This is a genomic window from Rhizobium sp. 22-785-1, assembly GCF_053521965.1.
In genome coordinates, this window is sequence record NZ_JBNWDI010000001.1 from 317456 (window position 1) to 337464 (window position 20009).

A 20009-nucleotide genomic window follows, 5' to 3' on the forward strand; every position below is an offset into this window, starting at 1 on the left:
ATTACCAGTCCGTGGAGGTGTGAATCGCGAGTTGGCGCTTGCGGTCCGAAAGAGCTTGTCCATGATGCATTTCTTCATGTACCAGAGAGCATCAATCGGGATGACCGTATGTCGCGCTCAGTATACAAAATTTCCTTCGTTGCATCCCCCGCAGATCACGCGCAGGCAGCAAGAGAAGACCTCATCCGCGAATATGGCAATGCCTCTTTCGAGGAGGCGGAGGTGATCGTCGCACTTGGGGGCGACGGATTTATGCTACAGGTTCTGAACGAAACGATGAACCTCGGAAAGCGCGTCTATGGTATGAACCGTGGCTCGGTCGGCTTCCTGATGAATGATTACAGAGTGGCACGGCTGCATGAGCGGATCGCGATTGCCACCGGCAACGATTTCCACCCCCTTAAAATGACCGCAGTGGACGATACTGGCAATGAAGTTTCGGCACTTGCAATGAATGAGGTCAGCCTATTTCGCCAATCTCACCAAGCCGCAAAGCTTCGCGTCGATATAGATGGCAAGACGAGACTGGAAGAGTTGATCTGCGACGGAGTGATGGTTGCTACGCCTGCGGGTTCAACGGCATATAACTTCTCTGCCCATGGTCCGATCCTGCCTCTCGAATCTCCGCTTCTTGCGCTGACCCCCGTAAGCGCCTTCCGCCCAAGACGCTGGCGCGGTGCGCTGTTACCCAACCAGGTCACGGTGGATATTCATGTCCATGAATTTGAAAAGCGCCCCGTTAACGCGGTTGCTGATCATCGTGAGGTCAAATCCGTTCGCAGCGTCAAAATTGCGCTTTCTCAGGACAGAACGGCAAGAATTCTTTCGGATCCGGATCGTTCCTGGTCTGACCGCATTCTCGCAGAGCAGTTCACCAATTGATAAAGGACGTGACCATGAAAGCTCTTTTTGCGGCAGCGCTCCTGCTTGGCAGCTTCAGTCAGGCCTTCGCTCAAACTCCGGACATCGAAGCCCTGCCCGTCTCGACGATCTTCGTCACCAGCAGCGGCATGTGGGAGCGTGAACCAGCGGATGACGCAGCCAAGCCGAGCGAGCCTGCGCAAAACAACCCGACTGCGCGCGCCGAGCCCACGCGCGGCTATTACAAGGTCGTCGCCATGCGTCAGGGAGACGGTACGGCGAAAATCTACCTCCAACAGATCGCCTACACTGCAGATGGCCCCGCTTTGGTCGATACGCTCGAGCTGGAAGAGTTTACCCAGATGAAAGCTTACGTCACCGACATCCGTCCGGAAAGCTCAGCAGGCGCATCCAGCTTGCCTGGCCTATTCGTCACGGTGCATCTGAAGACCGATCCGGCTCAGAAAGAGCCCGATGCATGGACCATCCTCATCGACGAACTGGGTGACATGAAGATCGAAAAGGCGTCCAATTAGAACGGCTCGCTGTGTCTCGCCCCTTGCCTAAATGCAGCTTAGGACCATAATGGCCGCTTTCGTCACAATCTGTCGGAACCCGATAGAGAGCGCCTAAAGTTCTTCGGGTCCGCTTAGAACTGCGCCGAAATGGTGCTTCCACAGCCTTACACCCAGTGCGCCCGACCGGTCCAGACTGGAACCAACGGTCAGCCACGGCAAGAGAGCGGGCGAAAGACCGGCGTCGAATAGACAGAATCCGGCAGCCAGAACGCAAGTATCGGTTTGGATACCACAAACCAAAACCCGATCGAGTTCCAGCGACAGAAGATAGTCGATGGCGTCCCTTGGCGGCGAATAGCCATGCTTGACGAAGACTCGATCCGCAGCCACCAGCGAATCATCGTCTTTGGCCGGTTTCCAACCCAATTGCCGTTCAAAGGGTGTGATCTTTTCATCATGCCGCTCGACGCTTGCAATGCTCGGCATTTTCAGAGCAAGAGCCGCGATGTCCTCGACGAGGCGCTGTGGGGGATTGAAGCTCGGTTGAACATCGACGATGTAAAGAGCCTGTCTCAACGTCAATCTCCTGCCAAGTTGCCTGGATCTACCAATATGCGCCCTGCAAAACTACGGTGCGGCTAAGCACCATTCGTCCGCACGGAACTCTTAAGACGTTTCCGTATCATATAGAACGCACTAATCGGCTCATCGAGCTTTTCAAAAATTCCGATCGCCGGGCAGATGGTAGGAGATTACCAGCCAGCTGCCGTAAAAAACCTCCCGCAGCGTATGCCGCGAGAGGTCATGATCTCATAGCCCTTTAAAGCAACGATCAATCGATATCGGAAACTTCCACTCCCGCGCCGCCGCTGATGCGGTGAGCAAGCGCTGCCTCCATGAACTCGTTGAGATCGCCATCGAGAACGCTGCTTGGCGAGGTGCTTTCCACTCCGGTGCGCAGATCCTTGACCAGCTGATAGGGCTGCAGAACGTAGGAGCGGATCTGGTGACCCCAGCCAATATCCGTCTTGGACGCGGCCTGCGCATTGGCGGCCTCTTCGCGCTTTTGCAGCTCGACTTCGTAAAGACGCGACCGCAGCATTTCCCACGCCTTGGCGCGGTTCTTGTGCTGAGACCGCTCCTGCTGGCAGGCAACGGCAATACCGGTCGGAATGTGAGTGATACGCACCGCCGAGTCGGTCGTGTTGACGTGCTGACCGCCGGCGCCGGACGACCGGTAGGTGTCGATACGGCAATCGCTTTCGTTGATGTCGATCTGGATCGAGTCATCCACCACCGGATAGACCCAGATGGAAGAAAACGACGTGTGGCGGCGTGCGTTGCTGTCGTAAGGTGAGATACGCACAAGACGATGAACACCGGACTCGGTCTTCATCCAGCCAAAGGCATTATGGCCCTTGACGAGGATAGTCGCAGACTTGATTCCGGCTTCTTCGCCATCATGCACTTCCAGAACTTCGACCTTGAAACCCTGGCGCTCGGCCCAGCGCGTATACATGCGCAGCAGCATGCTCGCCCAGTCCTGGCTTTCCGTACCGCCGGCACCGGAATGCACTTCGACATAAGTATCGTTGGAATCGGCCTCGCCGGAAAGCATCGCTTCCACCTGGCGACGGTTCGCCTCGCTTCTGAGCGCCTTAAGCGCCTCTTCCGCTTCACGTACGATTTCGTCGTCGCCTTCAGCCTCACCCATCTCGATCAACTCGATATTGTCGTTGACCTGCTGCTCGAGCGAGCGAACGCCCGTGATGGATTCGTCCAGTTGCTGGCGTTCGCGCATCAGCTTCTGCGCTTCACCGGCATCGTTCCAGAGGGTCGGATCCTCTGCCTTGTTGTTCAACCAGTCCAGTCGTCTTATCGCCTGGTCCCAGTCAAAGATGCCTCCTCAGCAGGCTTATGGCCTGCTTGATTTCGTCGACTACATTTACGATTTCATTGCGCATTTCGCAGATTCTTCGCCTTTTTAAAAAACTGCCTGGGTGAATAAATGCGAGGGGCGCGGATGTAAAGACCCGCGCCCCTCGACTTCGTACGGAATTGATTTCAGTAAAGTCCGCCGCCGCCGCCAGTGATGGCCTGCTGCGCCTGTGGAGATTCCCGCAAAATGTCTTCCTGAGACATGTTGCCGTCCATGCCGATGACATTGAAGCTCGATGCGGGGCCGGTACCGGGCTTGAAGGCTTCCATGATCGTATCAGGCTCGCCTTCCATCGCCGCCATACCCGTCTTGCGGTTGACGGCAACGAAGTTCATGCCGTTCGGCACAATGAACTTGCTGTGCGGCAGGTGCTTGGCAGCCTGCGAGATGAACTCGCCGAAGATTGGTGCTGCAAGCGAGCCGCCAGTACCGCCACGACCAAGCGGTGCCGGGCTATCGAAACCGATGTAGAGCCCGGCAACCAGGTCTGGCGTATAACCGACAAACCAGGCGTCCTTCTCGTCATTGGTAGTGCCGGTCTTGCCTGCAACTGGGAGATCGACCTTGATCTTGCCAGCAGCCGTGCCGCGCTGAACGACGCCTTCCATCATCGAGGTGACCTGATAGGCGGTCATCGGATCGAGAACCTGCTCCCGCTTGTCGAGGATGGTCGGCTCGTTCTGATCTTGCCACACCGTCGCGTTACAGCCTTCGCAGGCGCGATCCTCATGGCGGAAAATGGTCTTGCCATAACGATCCTGAATGCGGTCGATCACTGTCGGCTTGATCTGCTTGCCACCATTGGCAATGACCGAATAGGCAGAGACCATACGCATGACGCTGGTTTCACCGGAACCGAGCGACATGGAAAGCAAAGGCGGCATCTTGTCATAGATGCCGAATCTCTCCGCATACTCCGCGACCAGATTCATGCCCATGTCCTGCGCAAGACGCACCGTCATTAGGTTACGCGATTTTTCGATGCCAAGTCGCAGCGTGGATGGGCCGGCAACCTCGCCACCATAGTTCTGCGGTCTCCAGACCTCGCCCCCGGATACCACTTCAAGTGGCGCATCCATAATAACGGATGCCGGTGTATAGCCGTTATCGAGTGCTGCTGCGTAGATAAACGGCTTGAAGGACGATCCCGGTTGACGCATGGCCTGCGTGGCGCGGTTGAACTCGGACTGCGCGTAGGAAAAACCGCCGACGATTGCCAGAACACGACCCGTATGCGGGTCCATCACAACCATTCCACCTTGCACTTTCGGTGGCTGACGAAGACGATAGGACGTACCCTGTGCTGCGATGGGCTCGACATAAACGACATCTCCGGGTTTCAGCACTCCGGTCGGAGACTTTGCTGTGCTGCGCTGCCCTTTGGAGTCGCGATAAGCCCACTTCATGTTCTCTGGCTTGATGGAGCCGCGGCTCCCCTTATCAGGGGTGTCGCTGTCGGGATCCGGACGCAGGCCGATATCGACGCCACCGGCACTCGCATCCAGCACCACGGCAAGCCTCCACTCGGGAACGTCGCGTAGAGGTTTCATTTTGGAAAGGAGCGCCGCCCAGTCGCCATTGATGTCGATCTGATCGATCGGGCCATGGAAACCACGGCGCTCATCATAATCGATGAGACCGTCCTGCAGCGCTTTACGCGCTTCCATCTGGATTTCAGGATCGAAAGAGGTGCGCACCGAAAGGCCGCCCTTGAGCAACTTGTCTGCGCCGAACTGATCGACGATCTGGCGACGCACTTCTTCTGCGAAGTAATCCGAACCGGCAAGCTGTGGGCCACTGCGACGGACGTTGACGCCAAGCGGCTGTTGCTTGGCTTCTTCGGCATCCGCCTTGGTAATATAGCCATTCTCGGCCATACGATCGATCACCCAGTTACGGCGCTCGACAGCGGCCTTTTCGCGACGGAAAGGATGATAGTTGGCCGGCCCCTTCGGCAGAGCAGCAAGATAGGCCGTCTCCGCGATGGTCAATTCCGTCACGGACTTGTTGAAATAGGTCAGCGAGGCGCTGGCAATGCCGTATGAGTTCAGACCGAAGAAAATCTCGTTGAGATAAAGCTCCAGGATCTTATCCTTGCTGTAGGCCTGCTCGATACGGAAGGAGAGAATGGCTTCCTTGGCCTTACGCTCCATCGTCTGCTCGTTCGTCAACAGAAAGTTCTTCGCCACCTGCTGGGTAATCGTCGAGCCGCCTTGCGTCGGTCCGCCAGTCACATAAGCGAGTGCCGCACGCGCGAAACCAGTCACGTCGATGCCGGGATGCTGATAGAAATTCTTGTCTTCCGCCGAAAGGAAGGCAGCCTTCACCCGGTCGGGAATGGCCTGGATCGGCAGGAACAGGCGCCGCTGCTCCGCATATTCCGTCATGAGCGCGCCATTGCCGGCGTGAACGCGCGTCGTCACCGGCGGTTCGTAGCTGTTCAGAACCGCATAGTCAGGCAAGTCCTTCGTTATCGTCACCAGATAAATGGCAACGCCAGCAGCGACCACGAGAAACAGCGTGCTCGCCAAGCCGAAGAAATATCCAATCAGTCTGATCATATGAGGCTACCGATACTTCGAATCGCACTTTGCGCCTGCCCGTAGGCGCGCAAATTTATATGGAGCGTGCCGTTTTGCACACCGCTTAACCGATGACAAGTCGCGGATATTACCATTCGCGTCCATGTTACCGGGAGATGGAGTTCGCGCAACGGGTAAAGAGCCCGCTACCATACCGAATCCATCTATCGCAGTAACGCGGGGAATGTGAGTAAAATAGGGCTCTTGCTGACAAATCCCGCAGCTTTAGGGTTGCTAGACGTCGCTTTCCAGCAACCGTCACAAAAGCAACACAGCCATGCAGGACTGGCCCGCCGGGTAGACTGACCCATCAGCGATTAACCACCATTGGCAAGAGCCTGAGCGCGATATTTGGTGACCGCTTCCGACAACCTCTCGGCCACCTTGTCGCGCCATTTCTCATCAAGAAGAAGCTTCTCATCTTCCGGATTTGAAAGGAAGCCGAGTTCGACGAGGACCGAAGGGACATCATGCGCACGCAGAACCTGGAAACCCGCATAACGATGGGGATTGTTGATCAGCCCTACCTGCCCCTCGAATGAGGAGACTATATTCTCCGCAAGCGTTACCGAAAAAGCTTGAGTTTCTCTCCGCGTCAGATCGAGCAGGATATCGGCGACCTCGGGCTGCGCGTTCGAGACCGTCACACCTGCAATTTGATCGGAGAGGTTTTCGCGCTCCGCCAGATTCTGCGCCATTCTGTCAGAAGCCCTGTCAGAGATCGTGTAGACCGTGGCACCTCGAATGCCCTTCTGGCTCAGTGTGTCGGCATGAACGGAAATGAAAAGATTGGCGCTGTGCTGGCGAGCAATGGTGACGCGCTCGGAAAGCGCCAGAAACGTATCGTCATCTCGGGTCAGGAACGCTTTTATACCGGCAATCTTGTTCAGACGATCAGCCAGTTGCTTGGCAAATGCCAAGGTGATGACCTTTTCGTCCGTGCCGCTGACGCCACCTGTAGCCCCCGCATCGATACCGCCGTGACCGGCATCAACCGCAATGACGAAATCGGACTGCCGTGGTGATTTTTCGATGATATCCGGCGTGACGGATGCAGTCGTGGCAGGCGCCAGCGATTGCCAGTCCTGTTGCTTCAAAAGGTCCCCAAATTTCTGTTTGGAAGCAATTTCCGTATCGAGAACGAAACGGAACAGCTTGCCATTCTCTTCCGCTTCAACCTTGGCAATCGCAACCTGGACCGGCTTTCGGGCCGTCAGCACCAGCCGCGCACTCCCCTCGCCCATACTGCCGAAACGGATATCGCTGAAGAGGCCCGTGGGTTTCAACTCATGGGCAGGAAAGGCAAAGTTGACCGCTGGCATGTCGATCACGACACGCACTGGCGAATCTAGATAGTGAACCTCAAACTCGGGTTCGGCGTTGAAATCGAGAACGACGCGTGTGCGAGCCTCATCGCCAATGATACGCGCGGCCTTCGCGACAAACTCAGGTGCGGCATGAACGTGAATGCTCGACATAAACGTCATCAGCAGAGCCGGAACAACAACACCCGCATAACGAGTGATTCGTGGGAGAATGCTCTCCCGGTTCAATTCTGCCACCGTAGCCAGCCAATTTTTCATCGTCGTCAATATCTTTAAATTTTCATCGTTTCGCACGAACTTTGCCGGCTAGTTAGACAAAACGCGCATTTCCTCAGATAAGAATGACCCTACTTGAGCCCTGGGGCAACATTCGCAAGCCTTGATGAAGCAATTCTTAACTGCGAAATTCCATCAATGATATGGCATATTTAGCCTGCCTATTGCTATTGTGACGGATAAACCATACAACACGATTGAGGGTTAAAAATGTTGACGGGATAGATTCCCGCCGGCTGCCAATCGAGAATGACTCTGGCGCTGAATTACGGGCAATCATCTGCCGTCGCTTCATTTTTATCCTGAAACTGGATCAATCCGGCCGCGGCGGGAGACATACCCGGTGGCATGCCACCGATCGCTCTGTGGAGAGCATTTTCATCGGACTCTCAGGAGTCTATTTATTATAGTCGTTCTAGCTTGGCCAATGATGTCGTTGCAGCAGCTTTCATACGAACCGGACACAGGAAGCAGGCAAATTGCCCTGTACGTTGTCCGGATGCTGCCAGTTTACATGCGTCGGGCAGGACACTTCATTTCCGGCACACCCTTGAAAAAATATGAAAGGCCTGTCCCTGCGGCAGGCCTGTTCTCGTATGGGACAAGGCTGCGCCGAGGAGCACAGCTTACATGGCAGACAAAATGCTTATCGACGCCTCCCACGAAGAGGAGACGCGCGTAGTCGTTGTTCGCGGAAATCGCATAGAAGAATTCGATTTCGAGTCCGAACATAAGAAGCAGATACGCGGCAATATTTATCTGGCAAAAGTGACGCGCGTCGAACCGTCGCTTCAGGCAGCTTTCGTTGATTACGGCGGCAATCGTCACGGATTTCTGGCCTTCGCCGAAATCCACCCCGACTATTACCAGATCCCGCTGGCCGACAGGCAAGCGCTTCTGAAGGCGGAAGCCGAGGAGCATCGCCGCGGCGATGACTTCGAGCCAGCCGATGCGCCCAACGAGCCTGCGATCGATCTCTCCAAGGCGGACCAGCCGGATATTGGCATCGTGCCGGCATCTGAGGAAAAGGCCGAAGAAGCTGCGGCGTCCGAAGACGTCGTAATCGCGGAAGAGACCGTCGCCGTTGCGGAAGAAGCGGTTGCCGAAGAGCAGCCTGCGGAAGAAGAAAAGCCAAAAAAGCGCACCCGTCGTCCTCGCGCGAAGAAGAAGACTGACGCCGAAGAGGCTTCTGCCGAAGCGCCGGCCGAAGAAGCCTCCGACGAGGACGGCTCCAAGGGTGGCGAAATGGCGGCCATGGTCGACACCGACACGATTTCCGAGGACGTCGAACGCGTCGGCGACGACGATGATGACGACGACGATCATCACGAGAAGGAGGTCATCGAGTCTGTCGGCGCTGAAGACGCGATGGAAGAAGTTCCAGACCGCGCCATGCGCAAGCCGCGCAAGCAATATCGTATCCAGGAAGTCATCAAGCGCCGCCAGATCCTGCTTGTGCAGGTTGCCAAGGAAGAACGCGGCAACAAGGGTGCTGCGCTGACGACTTACCTGTCGCTCGCCGGACGTTATTCCGTTCTGATGCCAAACACGGCACGTGGCGGTGGAATTTCGCGCAAGATCACACAGCCTGCAGACCGCAAGCGCCTAAAAGAAATCGCCCGCGATCTTGAGGTTCCGAACGGCATGGGCGTTATTCTGCGCACCGCTGGCGCCAACCGCACACGCGTCGAAATCAAGCGCGACTTCGAATATCTGATGCGACTGTGGGAGAACGTCCGCACACTGACGCTGAGCTCTACGGCACCTTGCCTCGTCTATGAGGAAGGCTCGCTGATCAAGCGTTCGATCCGCGACCTCTACAACAAGGACATCAGCGAAATCATCGTTTCCGGTGAGGAAGGCTATCGAGAAGCGAAAGACTTCATGAAGATGCTGATGCCGAGCCACGCCAAGGTGGTTCAGCCCTACCGCGACATTCATCCGATCTTCTCGCGCTCCGGAATCGAAGCGCAGCTCGACCGCATGCTTCAGCCGCAGGTCACGCTGAAATCCGGTGGCTATCTGATCATCAATCAGACCGAAGCCCTGGTTTCGATCGACGTGAACTCCGGTCGCTCGACCCGCGAACATTCGATCGAAGAAACGGCACTCGCAACCAATCTCGAGGCTGCAGAAGAAGTTGCCCGTCAGCTTCGCCTTCGCGACCTTGCCGGTCTGGTCGTCATCGACTTCATCGACATGGAAGAGAAGCGTAATAATCGCTCTGTCGAAAAGAAGCTGAAGGATTGCCTGAAAAACGATCGCGCTCGCATTCAAGTCGGCCGCATCTCGCATTTCGGTCTTCTTGAAATGTCGCGCCAGCGCATCCGCGCTTCTGTGCTCGAATCCACCACTCAGATCTGCTCGCATTGCGGCGGCACGGGCCATGTGCGCTCGGAATCCTCCATCGCGCTGCACGTGCTGCGTGGTGTCGAGGAATACCTGCTGCGCAACACGACCCACAACATCACAGTGCGCACGACGCCTGAAACGGCGCTCTACCTGCTCAACCACAAGCGTGGAACGATCGTCGATTATGAAGAGCGCTTCGGCGTCGCAATCATCATCGCGGCAGATGCCAGCGTCGGTGCCCAGCACTTCGCTATCGACCGTGGTGAGGCCGTCGAAAACCCAGTGAAAATCGAAAGCCTTCTGCAGGCTCTTCCAACCTTCGAAGAAGACGAGGACGACATCGTCATCGAAGCCGAGGAAGAGGAAGACGAAGAAGAAGTCGTAGCAAAGGCTCAGAACAACGAGCCTCGGCAGCCTCAAGCTGAGAACGGCGAAGACGGCAAGCGCAAGCGCAAGCGCCGCCGCCGCCGTCGTGGAAAGGGCAACGGCCAGAACGGCGACGTTCAGGCTGATGCCAATGACGACACATCCGGCGAAGGCGATGACGAGGATGGCGACGATGCCTCCGAAGATCAAGCTGAGGCTACGGAAGCACGTGGCGAAGGCGACAATGCTGGCCAGGACGAAGGCAAGCGCAAGCGTCGTCGTCGCGGCAAGCGTGGCGGTCGTCGCAACCGCGACGAAAACGGTGAACTGCTGGATGCCGAAAATGGTGACGGCGATCAGGATGGTTCTGATGACGGCGTTGAAGATGGTGAAGCTGCTGCTGCTGTCGAAGGCGTAGAGCCGACCGCCGCTGTCGAGGCGAGCGAAGCCGAAGCGCCTGAGGTTGAAGAGGCTGAAAAGCCGAAGAAGCCACGCCGTACCCGCAAGGCCAAGGAGAAGACTGAAGCGGTTGCCGAGGCGCAGGTCGAGGCAGAAGCTCCCGCCGCTCAGACAGCCGTTACAGACGCTGCCCCTGCTCCGCAGGAAGCACCCGCGGCCGAAGCACCTGCAGTGCCATCACCTTCTCCAAAGGCTGCTGAACCCGCTGTCGAACCGGCTCGAGAAGAAGCGGACGACGCTGCAAAGCCAGCCCGCGCCAACCGCGGCGATAACGTTTCCTCGTCCGAGCCCGTTGTCACCTCGTCCGGTAAGAGCGACAGCGCCGATGGCGAAGAACCGAAGCCGCGCAAGGGCGGCTGGTGGCAGCGTAAAGGCTTTTTCTAAGCCTTGAAGCACACGCAGTAGAATCGAGACCCGGAGATTGGAGAGCCAATCTCGGGGTTTTTCGTTTGATGGCGATAAAATTCTGCGGTGTCCAAGGCGAGATCAGGCCGATGTCATCGAGGTTGAGCGGTGAAGAATCGAGGCTCGCCTCGTTTCGGACGGAGATTAGTAAGCGAGACCACGTAGAAAACCAGTGAGCTTACTTTTTGATTTCGCTCGTTGTTCCGACGCGATGCAAAATAGCGCGAAAAGGCGCTGTCGATGCGATAGCCTGCCAATAACGCAAGCTTGGAACGAGCTACTTTCTCATCGAGTGCTGGAAGAACTGCCCTCAGTTCTTTCTTCAGCCATCAAAGCTCGGTCTTTTTCGACGGCGTCGAGCGCTTTCACTATTTCCTGCGATAGGTGTTTTAACTCCACGAGAGACATACCGTATATAAAGGAAGCTTCATTGAGGTGCAGTCGAATCCGTCCGGTGTAGGTGAAATTGGGCAACCTGATTAACTGAACGAGACCCCGGCGACTTTGGTTGTGTGATATATCTATTTGATAGATCAGCTCTCCGCCATAGACGCCGCGCTCCGCCTGCTGCTTGAGACCGCCGAAAAATCTACGAAAAAAATTCATGATGACCAGCTATCGGATGTCGATGATTTCGTTGAAGGCGATCTTATTAAGCATCGGCTGCTTCGTATTCAAAGAAAAATAGCTTACTTCAAACTGCCTGTCTTGCCTCACATGTATCAACATGCGGATCGGAGCGGTTGGAATAAATAGATCGAGGAGTGCGGGTTAAAAACGAGGGGCGATATTCTGAATGCGGAAGGAATTCATCCACCCGTCACGCCTTAGTGATCGTTCTGGCCGCTCTTTTCTTTAATCGTCTCAAGCAGTATCGCTGCCCCGCGTTCGCCAGGCGGCAGGTCTGTCCTCAGCCGTTCCTGCACCAGCTCGAACCCTTCCAGCATGGCGCGGCGTTGGATGGTGTCGGACGACAACCGCTCCGCCCAGCGTAGCATCGAGCCGGCGCGGACGACCTCGTTGAAATATTCGGGCACAACGGCGTAATCGGCGATCAAATTGGGTAACGCGCCTGTCCATGTCTTCACTCGCTTGCTCAGCATCGTGAAAATCCAGTCGGTCTTATAGACGGACACGACCGGAACATGGCACAGCGCGAGTTCCAGAATGACCGTGCCGGAGGCCGCAATCGCTGCATCCGCATCAGCAAAGCAGCGCCACTTGAACGTAAGATCGGTGTCGATCTCGGGGCGAATAGCCTCCGGCCAAGAGGCCGCAAGGTCCCTGATCCTCTTTTCCTGTCGCAGCACAGTTGGCAGGACGAATCGCGTTGGCCCATTCCGCTCCACGAATGCGCTTGCAGCCTGCTCGAATGGCTCCATCAGGCGGCTCGTTTCCGTCGAGCGAGAGCCCGGCAGGAGAAGGATTGTCCGCCTATCACCAGCAGAAGGCGCAGGACGCAAAGCCCGTTGTGTACGCACCGCCAGCACATCCGCATCGACACTTAAACGGTGGCCGACGAAAGTCGTTGCCGGACCGCCGAGCCGCTGCATCGCCTCCGGTTCGAACGGCAACAGCGCCAACACGTGGTCGACATAAGAGAGCATCGCCTTCGCCCGGTACTCTTTCCAAGCCCACACACTCGGACAAACATAGTTTACCACCGGCAGATCTGGCAGCACTTTTCGCACGCGCTTGGCGACGCGATGCGTGAAATCGGGGCTGTCGATGATTAGCAGCGCGTCCGGCCGATTGGCAATAATGGCATTTGCCGTTTCCCTGATGCGGGAAATTAGTTGCGGCAGTTTCTTCAGAACCTGAGTGAAGCCCATGATCGAGAGTTCGGAATAGTCGAACAGAGAACTCAGTCCCTCAGCCGTCAGCTGTTCACCGCCGACGCCAAAGAGTTCCACCTGCCCCGGATACTGTTTCTTAAGCGCGCGTACAAGGTCAGCACCGAGGAGATCACCGGACACCTCGCCCGCCACGACAGCAAGTTTCAGCACGCCGTCTGTCACATCATATCTCCTTCAAGCGCCGTATCTATGCCGCACACGAAAAGGCCTGCCTCATCAGCAGCTTTCAACATCGCTTCTCGATCAAGAATGAAGGCCCTGCCCGCCTCTACGGCTATGCCGGCCAGTCCGGCCTTTGAGGCGTTCTCGACGGTCGAGGGGCCGATCGTGGGGAGATCGGCGCGGATATCCTGCTGCGGCTTGCAGAGTTTGACGAGCACGCCCTTGCGGCGCTGCGAGATGCGGCCGGCAGTACGAAGATCAGCCACCCGCTCCAGCATGCCATCGGTACCCTCAACCCCTTCCAGAGCAACGATGCGTCCACTGACAGAAACAGCACCCTGGCCAACATCCAGCACACCGAGTGCCAGCGCCGCGCGTGCGGCTTTCACGATATCTTTGCGGTCATCATCAGTCGGCTTGATCTTGCCTAGCGGACCCGTGGTCGCAAGAAGTCGAGGTGCAATCTCGTGAGCGCCGATAACGCGCACGCCCTGCGCTTCAATCAAGCCGATCACCATCTGCAGCACCGTGTCATCACCGCCCGACAACAGCGTGCGGATAATCGAGGGCATTTTGGCGATCATTTTCAGGTTCGGGCGAATTTCCCGCCACTCTGGGCGCCGTGCTACACCACCCGACAGAACCACGCGATCGATGCCATGATGGCTCAGGAGGAGACCCAGCCCTTTGACATCGCCAACACTGATCGAGGCACTTTCGAACTGTGACCAGTCCAGATCGGCTTCATCCTTCAGGCGGATGATCAGCGGGTCCTCTCCCGCAGATCGTGCGGCAATCGCCACATACAGGGGAAGAGAACCGCTACCGGCGATGATCGCCAGACGCTGGGCGCCCGCAGCCACCGCGTTACTTGCCGCGGTTCGGCGATGAGATCGCCCGGTCATTGGCGGCGGCTATAAAGTCGACGATCTCCAGCGCTTGTGGGCAATCGAGATAGTCTTCGCGGATGGCCGCAGCGTTGGCGCGTACGTTGCCTTCGCTTTCGAAGATTTGCTTGTAGGCGCGGCGAACAGTGTGAATATCTGCGCGCTCTATGCCTGCACGCGTCATGCCGACAACGTTAAGCCCGCTCAATACCCCCGGATTACCGTTCAACATACCATAGGGAATCACGTCATAGCTCACAGCAGACAGGCCGCCGATGAAGGCTTGGCGACCGATGCGGGTAAACTGGTGCACCGCGCAGCCACCGCCCAGAATAGCCTTGTCCTGAATGTGCACATGGCCAGCCAGCATCACATTGTTCGACAGGATAATCTCGTTGCCGAGAATGCAATCGTGCGCCACATGGGAGTTGGCAAGAAATAGGTTGTCGTCACCAACCACCGTTCTGCCGCCGCCATCCGAACTGCCGGTATTCATCGTCACGCCTTCGCGGATCGTGCAACGCGCGCCGATGTCGAGCGTCGTTTCAGAGCCATCGTGGCGGATCGCCTGCGGTTGACCGCCAATAATAGCCATTGGGTGGATGACGGTACCCTCACCCACCACTGTGCGACCTGCCACGACAGCGTGGTTCAACAGCTTGACACCGTCGCGCAAAGTCACCTTTGCGCCGACATGAGCGAATGCCCCGATTTCGACATTCTCGCCGATGATCGCGCCATCCTCAACAATCGCCATGGGATGGATTTTGGCAGAAGCCGAAACCGCACTCATTGCTGATCCTCTGGGATCATCATCGCACCGACATCAGCCTCGGCCACGAGAGCGCCATCCACCTTGGCTTCGCAATGGAATTTCCAGACATTGCCGCGCTGGCGCTGCTTGACGACGTGGATCTCCAGACGATCACCCGGCACGACGGGCTTGCGGAAGCGGGCATTGTCGATCGTCATGAAATAGACGAGATAGCCTCCGCCGTCCTGGTTTCGAGCGCAGATCGCGCCAGCCGTCTGCGCCATGGCTTCGACGATCAAAACACCTGGCATGATGGGACGGTCAGGAAAATGGCCAGTGAAATGCGGTTCATTGACGGTAACGTTCTTTATACCGATCGCAGAATTATCGCCATCAATGTCGATGATCTTGTCGATCAGCAGAAAGGGATAACGATGCGGCAGCAGCTTCATCACTTCAAGGATGTCAGCCGCGCCAAGCGTCGTCTTCGTCTCTTCAGACATTCTTGTCTCCTGTTTTTCTATCGCGTTCTTCTGCGCGGGCGAGAATGTCGGCCATGTCACGCAGGAAATGTTTGATTGGACGGGCAGGCGTACCACCGACCTTAGCGCCCGCTGGCACGTCGGACACAACCCCGCTCATAGCCGCAATCTGCGCGCCATCGCCAATCGTGATGTGACCATTGATACCGGCCGCACCGCCAATCATCACGCCATCGCCAATGCGCGTGCTTCCTGCGATGCCGACCTTGCTGACGATGCCGCAGTGACGACCGATCCGGACGTTATGACCGATCTGAACCTGGTTATCAATTTTGGTGCCCTCGCCAATGACGGTATCATCCATCGTGCCACGATCGACAGTCGTATTGGCGCCGATCTCGACGTGATCCTGAATAATAACACGACCGATTTGCACGATCTTGATCATACCACGCGGTCCGGGGGCATAGCCGAAACCATCTTGCCCGATCCGCACACCATTATGGATGATCACCCCGTTACCAAGGAGGGCAGAGAGAATACTGGCACCGCCGGCAATGGTGCAGTCACGACCGATCTGAACCTCGGCTCCGATAATGGCGCCGGGCCCGATGCGTGTGCCCGCACCAATTTGCACATGCGCGCCGATAACCGCAAAAGGCTCGACGATGACACCGGGTTCCAGACTAGCAGTCGGATCGACGTGAGCGGAGGCCGATACAGATGTGCCCTCGGCGACGGCAGAAGGCCGCATCGCCGACGGATGCAAAAGCTCACCGGCCTGCGCGAAGATCGTATGGGGGTTCTTGCAGATAAGAGCCGGAATATGCCCCGGCACGATGCTCTTAAGCGACTCGTCGCAGATGACGGCGGCTGCATCGCATGTCAGCAACTCATCCCTGTTCCTGCGGGACAAGATATAGCAGAGCTGGTCCTGCTTGGCCCGCGACACAGGAGCGATGGAACGCACCATACGGTCAGCAAAAGCTTGATCAGACAGTTCCGCCCCAAGACGGGCTGCGATGTCTTGCAATCGCAGGCCTTCGTGGGGCGGAAAAAAAGCATTGTATTCCATGACGCGGAAACTCCAGAACATTCAAACTCGCAGTTCTGGACTGCCGATATCAGAAAGTGTTGGACATGCCAAACCGGAAACGCTGTTCCTCGTCGTAGCTTTCCTTGGCAATCGGAACTGCATAGTCGACGCGCAGCGGACCGAACGGCGAAGCCCACATGATGCCGATACCCGCAGACGCACGGATGGAGCTGTCATCCTGGACGCCGGCTGCATTCGAGACCTTGCTGCCGTAGAGCGTACCGGCATCGACGAAGCCAGCAAGGCGCAGACCGACATCTTCCGGAACGAGCGGCATTGGTGCAGTCACTTCAGCCGAAGCTGCGAAATATGTCGTACCGCCAATCGCATCCGAACCAATACGCGGACCGATGCCGTCATTCTTGAAGCCACGGATCACACGTCCGCCGATCTTGAACTGATCGAAGACGTAGAGATTGTCGCCCGTCGGAACGACATGACCTGCCTGACCCGTGAGAGAGCCGATGATATCGTACTCATCGGAAAGGGTATGGTAGTAACGAACCTTACCGAAGATCTTGTAGTATTCGGAATCGCCACCCAGACCCGCAAACTCGTTGGTCAACGCAGCCTGCCAGCCTTCGCGTGGCATATTACGGTCATCAAGCGTGTTGTAGTTCAGCGTGTTGGAAATGATCGACTGAGTCCAATCACCATTGTTACGATCGATCAGATCGACGTACGGACCAGCGAGATTGGTCTGATAATCGCCTTTACCGTCATAATTGATCTGCTTGTAGGTGTACTTGAACGTGGTGCTGAGCTCTTCGGTGATAGGCGCGGTGACGCGAAGCGCGAAGCCCTGTTCATCATAGTTATAATAATCTTCGCTCTTCGTCTGGCTCTTGAACAGGTCGAAGCCTGCGGCGAGACGGTAACCAAGGAAGTAAGGCTCGGTGAAGGACAGCGTGTAGCTGCGCGCATCATCCTGGCCTGCACCAGCGGCAACACGGATATACTGACCGCGACCGAGGAAGTTCTTCTCTTCGATGGACGCTTCCAGAAGAGCACCGTCGTTCTGCGAGTAACCTGCACCGATACCGAACGAGCCCGTTGGCTGATCTTCGACATCAACGACGATCACGACGCGGTCGGCAGCGCTACCCTGAGAGGTGCTGATATTGACCTTGGAGAAGTAACCGAGAGCCTCAAGACGACGCTTGGCAGCGCTGACGACCGTCTGGTTGAACGCATCGCCTTCGCTGATATCGAATTCGCGACGAATGACATAGTCACGTGTACGCGTGTTGCCACGGATTTCGATACGTTCGACGTAGGCGCGCTCGCCCTGATCGACGATGTAGGTGACACCGATCGTGTTGCCAGCCAGATCGCGGTCGCCACGCGGCGTCACGCGGGCAAAAGGATAACCTTCTGCCGCGACACGCTTGGAAATGGCTTCCATGCTCTGCTGAACTTCCTTGGCGCTGTAATAGGAGCCGGAGCGCGTATCGACGAGACCCTGAAGCTGCGAACCATCAATGCCAGGCACCGTGGATTCAACTGCGACATTGCCGAAATTGTAGCGCTGACCCTCATCAACCGTAATGGTGATGGTGTACTCATTGGTCGCCTCATCGAGGACGGCGTTGGAGGACACGACACGGAAATCGGCGTAGCCGCGGTTGTAATAGAACTGGCGCAACGCCTCTTCATCGGCGCGCAGCTTGTCTTCATTATAGACGTCCTTGCGTGTCAGGAACGACAGCATGTTGGACTTCTTGGTATTGATGACGGCAGCCAGACGGCCATCGCTGTAGGCATTGTTGCCGACGAAATCGATACGCGCGATCTTGGTGCGCTCGCCTTCATTGATCTGGAAAGCGAGGTTGACGCGACCCTGGGCAACAGGAACGACCTGCGTGGTTACCTGGACGTCGCTGCGACCGATGGCAGCATAGGCATCCTTGATACGGGCGATATCCGCCGTCACGACTGTCTGATCGTATGGTCCGAGAGACTGCGTCTGGACGATGCCCTGCAGCTTGTCGTCCTTGATCTTGCGGTTGCCGTTGAAAACCACCTGATTGACGAGATTGTTCTCACTGACGGTCACCACGAGCGCATTGCCTGCGACACGCATGCTGACGTTGGAGAAATAGCCCGTTGCATAAAGGCGCTTCACCGATTCATCGATATCGGAATTGGAGAAGTTACGACCGGGAGCGATCGTGATGTTGGAGCGAACAGCATCCGCGCCAGCGCGCTCTGCGCCGCGAACATCGATCCTGCTGACTACAGCTGCATTGGCAACACCGGCAGAAGCAAGCACCCCCATAGCTGCAATCGAAGAAACACCAGCAGACAGCGCAACCGCCGATACCGCGTTCAAAAATCTTGAACCAGCCTTCATTTCAATTCTTACCTTTTCCCGTTGTCCCTCAGCGGGCGGAACCCGACTCCGGCCATCTGCGTCGTTTTACCTGCTTTTCCTCTACAAGCAAGCCCGACCGTTAATTTCTGTTTACTTCGCAAGCCACCGTGACCCAATCGCCACTTTGGCTTCAAAACAAGGTAAACACCCTCTTAAAAAAACAGCTCGAAATGGCTCTTTAGCCGATCAAGCTGCTGATATCGTTCCACGTGGCAAAAACCATCAGACTGAAAATCATCGCCAGCCCGATACGAAAGGCCACCTCCTGCGCACTGGATCCAACCGGCCTGCCGCGCACCGCTTCTATCGCATAGAACACAAGATGGCCGCCGTCCAGAATAGGCACGGGCATGAGATTGAGTAGTCCAATGGAAATTGACAGAACCGCCGCCAGTTGGATCAGCGCTCCGAATCCCAGTGTAGCAACCTGCCCGGAGGCCTGCGCAACACGCACCGGCCCGCCCAACTGATCAGCATTCATCCGTCCCGTGACGAGGTTGCCGATATAGTTGAAGGTTCCTGTGATGACGTGGCCGGTCTCTCGCACACCCTCGACCAGCGCTTCCACAGGCGTGTAGCTCACATGACGGAAATTGCCCCGCGTCTGATCCGTGGTGATGCCGATAATTCCAAGCTCGATCTTGTTACCAAACTGGTCGGTCGTTTCCGTTCGCGTCGGAACCATAGGCAGCGACAGATCGCGGCCATCTCTCTCGACGGTGACATTGATTTGCGTGCCCGGACGGATGGAGACATAGCGGCGGACGTCTTCAAACGTCTGCACCTTTTCGCCATCGATTGCGATCAGCCGGTCACCCGGCAGAATGCCTGCCGTCTGGGCGGCGCTGTCAGGGCGCACTTCGGAAACGACAGGATCGGAAATCATCCGGCCGTAGACCGTGAAAAGGATCATAAAGATCAGGATCGCCAGGATGAAATTGGCAATGGGACCGGCCGCTACCGTCGCAGCCCTCTTCCAGAGCTTCGCACCGGCGAGCGTCTGCGCCCTCTCCTCAAGCGTAAGACCGGAAAGGCCGTCGCTGTCCGGCTTGCTGGACACATCCTCATCGCCGAAGAATTTGACGTAGCCACCAAGTGGCACAGCCGAGATCTTCCAGCGTGTCCCACGCTTGTCGGTGAAGCCGATCAGTTCCGGACCAAAGCCGACGGAAAATGCGGTCGAGCGAATCCCACACCAGCGTCCGACGAGGTAATGGCCCATTTCGTGGACGAAGACCAGCAGCGAGATCACGAGGATAAATGGCACCATATAACCGGTTAGAAAATTAACCGCAGCCATCACAGTGTCCATATT

15 protein-coding genes are annotated in these 20009 nt (G+C 56.7%); 3 read left to right on the forward strand and 12 right to left on the reverse strand.

Translation table 11 applies throughout. From position 1 onward, the window contains the following. Nucleotides 1-108: 108 nt before the first annotated feature. Both ACQZ5M_RS01510 and ACQZ5M_RS01515 read left to right on the forward strand, forming a co-directional pair. The gene (locus tag ACQZ5M_RS01510) at nucleotides 109-882 is read left to right on the forward strand and encodes an NAD kinase (protein ID WP_449078941.1); all 774 of its coding nucleotides are present in this window, start codon (nucleotides 109-111) and stop codon (nucleotides 880-882) included. Nucleotides 883-896: 14 nt separating this feature from the next. Beyond that, nucleotides 897-1397 carry a hypothetical protein gene (locus ACQZ5M_RS01515; protein ID WP_296018483.1) on the forward strand — a complete coding sequence of 167 codons (501 nt, stop codon included), beginning with the start codon at nucleotides 897-899 and terminating at the stop codon, nucleotides 1395-1397. A 93-nt stretch (nucleotides 1398-1490) separates the two neighbouring features. Here the strand turns inward: ACQZ5M_RS01515 and ACQZ5M_RS01520 are convergent, their stop codons facing one another. The 4 genes from ACQZ5M_RS01520 to ACQZ5M_RS01535 form a co-directional block, all read right to left on the reverse strand. Then, nucleotides 1491-1955 (reverse strand): hydrolase, encoded by a 465-nt coding sequence (locus ACQZ5M_RS01520; protein WP_449078942.1) that lies wholly within the window; start codon nucleotides 1953-1955, stop codon nucleotides 1491-1493. A gap of 256 nt (nucleotides 1956-2211) precedes the next feature. After that, nucleotides 2212-3343 (reverse strand): peptide chain release factor 2 gene (gene prfB / locus ACQZ5M_RS01525; protein ID WP_296078171.1). Its coding sequence is split into 2 segments (ribosomal slippage): nucleotides 2212-3273 and nucleotides 3275-3343, totalling 1131 coding nucleotides; the frame shifts between segments, so codons are not numbered across the junction. 100 nt (nucleotides 3344-3443) lie between these two features. Then, nucleotides 3444-5879 carry a penicillin-binding protein 1A gene (locus ACQZ5M_RS01530; RefSeq protein WP_296018476.1) on the reverse strand — a complete coding sequence of 812 codons (2436 nt, stop codon included), beginning with the start codon at nucleotides 5877-5879 and terminating at the stop codon, nucleotides 3444-3446. Nucleotides 5880-6217: 338 nt separating this feature from the next. Next, nucleotides 6218-7387 carry an N-acetylmuramoyl-L-alanine amidase gene (locus ACQZ5M_RS01535; protein ID WP_296018655.1) on the reverse strand — a complete coding sequence of 390 codons (1170 nt, stop codon included), beginning with the start codon at nucleotides 7385-7387 and terminating at the stop codon, nucleotides 6218-6220. Nucleotides 7388-8131: 744 nt separating this feature from the next. Between ACQZ5M_RS01535 and ACQZ5M_RS01540 the strand changes: the two genes are divergently transcribed. Continuing rightward, nucleotides 8132-11062, forward strand: coding sequence for an Rne/Rng family ribonuclease (locus tag ACQZ5M_RS01540; protein ID WP_449078943.1), 2931 nt, complete (start codon nucleotides 8132-8134; stop codon nucleotides 11060-11062). A gap of 306 nt (nucleotides 11063-11368) precedes the next feature. Here the strand turns inward: ACQZ5M_RS01540 and ACQZ5M_RS01545 are convergent, their stop codons facing one another. The 8 genes from ACQZ5M_RS01545 to rseP all read right to left on the reverse strand — a co-directional run bounded on the left by ACQZ5M_RS01545 (nucleotide 11369) and on the right by rseP (nucleotide 19994). Then, nucleotides 11369-11689, reverse strand: a complete 321-nt coding sequence (locus ACQZ5M_RS01545) for a hypothetical protein (protein ID WP_296078167.1) — start codon at nucleotides 11687-11689, stop codon at nucleotides 11369-11371. Nucleotides 11690-11910: 221 nt separating this feature from the next. Next, entirely contained in the window at nucleotides 11911-13101 is a 1191-nt protein-coding gene (gene lpxB, locus ACQZ5M_RS01550) for a lipid-A-disaccharide synthase (protein WP_449078944.1), read from the reverse strand. Further along, nucleotides 13098-14006 carry an LpxI family protein gene (locus ACQZ5M_RS01555; RefSeq protein WP_296078162.1) on the reverse strand — a complete coding sequence of 303 codons (909 nt, stop codon included), beginning with the start codon at nucleotides 14004-14006 and terminating at the stop codon, nucleotides 13098-13100. Before ACQZ5M_RS01555 ends, lpxB begins: the two co-directional genes overlap by 4 nt. Continuing rightward, complete coding sequence (lpxA, locus tag ACQZ5M_RS01560) at nucleotides 13969-14781, reverse strand: acyl-ACP--UDP-N-acetylglucosamine O-acyltransferase (protein WP_296037276.1); 813 nt, start codon at nucleotides 14779-14781, stop codon at nucleotides 13969-13971. The genes ACQZ5M_RS01555 and lpxA overlap by 38 nt, the downstream gene beginning before the upstream one ends. Then, the gene (gene fabZ, locus ACQZ5M_RS01565) at nucleotides 14778-15245 is read right to left on the reverse strand and encodes a 3-hydroxyacyl-ACP dehydratase FabZ (protein WP_296018466.1); all 468 of its coding nucleotides are present in this window, start codon (nucleotides 15243-15245) and stop codon (nucleotides 14778-14780) included. Before fabZ ends, lpxA begins: the two co-directional genes overlap by 4 nt. Further along, nucleotides 15238-16299, reverse strand: a complete 1062-nt coding sequence (gene lpxD / locus ACQZ5M_RS01570) for a UDP-3-O-(3-hydroxymyristoyl)glucosamine N-acyltransferase (protein WP_296078159.1) — start codon at nucleotides 16297-16299, stop codon at nucleotides 15238-15240. Before lpxD ends, fabZ begins: the two co-directional genes overlap by 8 nt. 49 nt (nucleotides 16300-16348) lie before the next feature. Continuing rightward, the gene (bamA, locus tag ACQZ5M_RS01575) at nucleotides 16349-18673 is read right to left on the reverse strand and encodes an outer membrane protein assembly factor BamA (protein WP_449078945.1); all 2325 of its coding nucleotides are present in this window, start codon (nucleotides 18671-18673) and stop codon (nucleotides 16349-16351) included. 199 nt (nucleotides 18674-18872) lie between these two features. Then, nucleotides 18873-19994 (reverse strand): RIP metalloprotease RseP, encoded by a 1122-nt coding sequence (gene rseP / locus ACQZ5M_RS01580; RefSeq protein WP_296078156.1) that lies wholly within the window; start codon nucleotides 19992-19994, stop codon nucleotides 18873-18875. Between the last annotated feature and the right edge of the window lie 15 nt (nucleotides 19995-20009).

Coding starts and splice junctions, on each gene's coding strand:
- lpxA (WP_296037276.1), bottom strand. CDS start 14,781: ATGAGTGCGGTTTCGGCTTCTGCCAAAATCCATCCCATGGCGATTGTT.
- ACQZ5M_RS01545 (WP_296078167.1), bottom strand. CDS start 11,689: ATGAATTTTTTTCGTAGATTTTTCGGCGGTCTCAAGCAGCAGGCGGAG.
- ACQZ5M_RS01510 (WP_449078941.1), top strand. CDS start 109: ATGTCGCGCTCAGTATACAAAATTTCCTTCGTTGCATCCCCCGCAGAT.
- fabZ (WP_296018466.1), bottom strand. CDS start 15,245: ATGTCTGAAGAGACGAAGACGACGCTTGGCGCGGCTGACATCCTTGAA.
- ACQZ5M_RS01555 (WP_296078162.1), bottom strand. CDS start 14,006: ATGACCGGGCGATCTCATCGCCGAACCGCGGCAAGTAACGCGGTGGCT.
- ACQZ5M_RS01540 (WP_449078943.1), top strand. CDS start 8,132: ATGGCAGACAAAATGCTTATCGACGCCTCCCACGAAGAGGAGACGCGC.
- ACQZ5M_RS01530 (WP_296018476.1), bottom strand. CDS start 5,879: ATGATCAGACTGATTGGATATTTCTTCGGCTTGGCGAGCACGCTGTTT.
- ACQZ5M_RS01535 (WP_296018655.1), bottom strand. CDS start 7,387: ATGACGTTTATGTCGAGCATTCACGTTCATGCCGCACCTGAGTTTGTC.
- rseP (WP_296078156.1), bottom strand. CDS start 19,994: ATGGCTGCGGTTAATTTTCTAACCGGTTATATGGTGCCATTTATCCTC.
- lpxD (WP_296078159.1), bottom strand. CDS start 16,299: ATGGAATACAATGCTTTTTTTCCGCCCCACGAAGGCCTGCGATTGCAA.
- ACQZ5M_RS01515 (WP_296018483.1), top strand. CDS start 897: ATGAAAGCTCTTTTTGCGGCAGCGCTCCTGCTTGGCAGCTTCAGTCAG.
- bamA (WP_449078945.1), bottom strand. CDS start 18,673: ATGAAGGCTGGTTCAAGATTTTTGAACGCGGTATCGGCGGTTGCGCTG.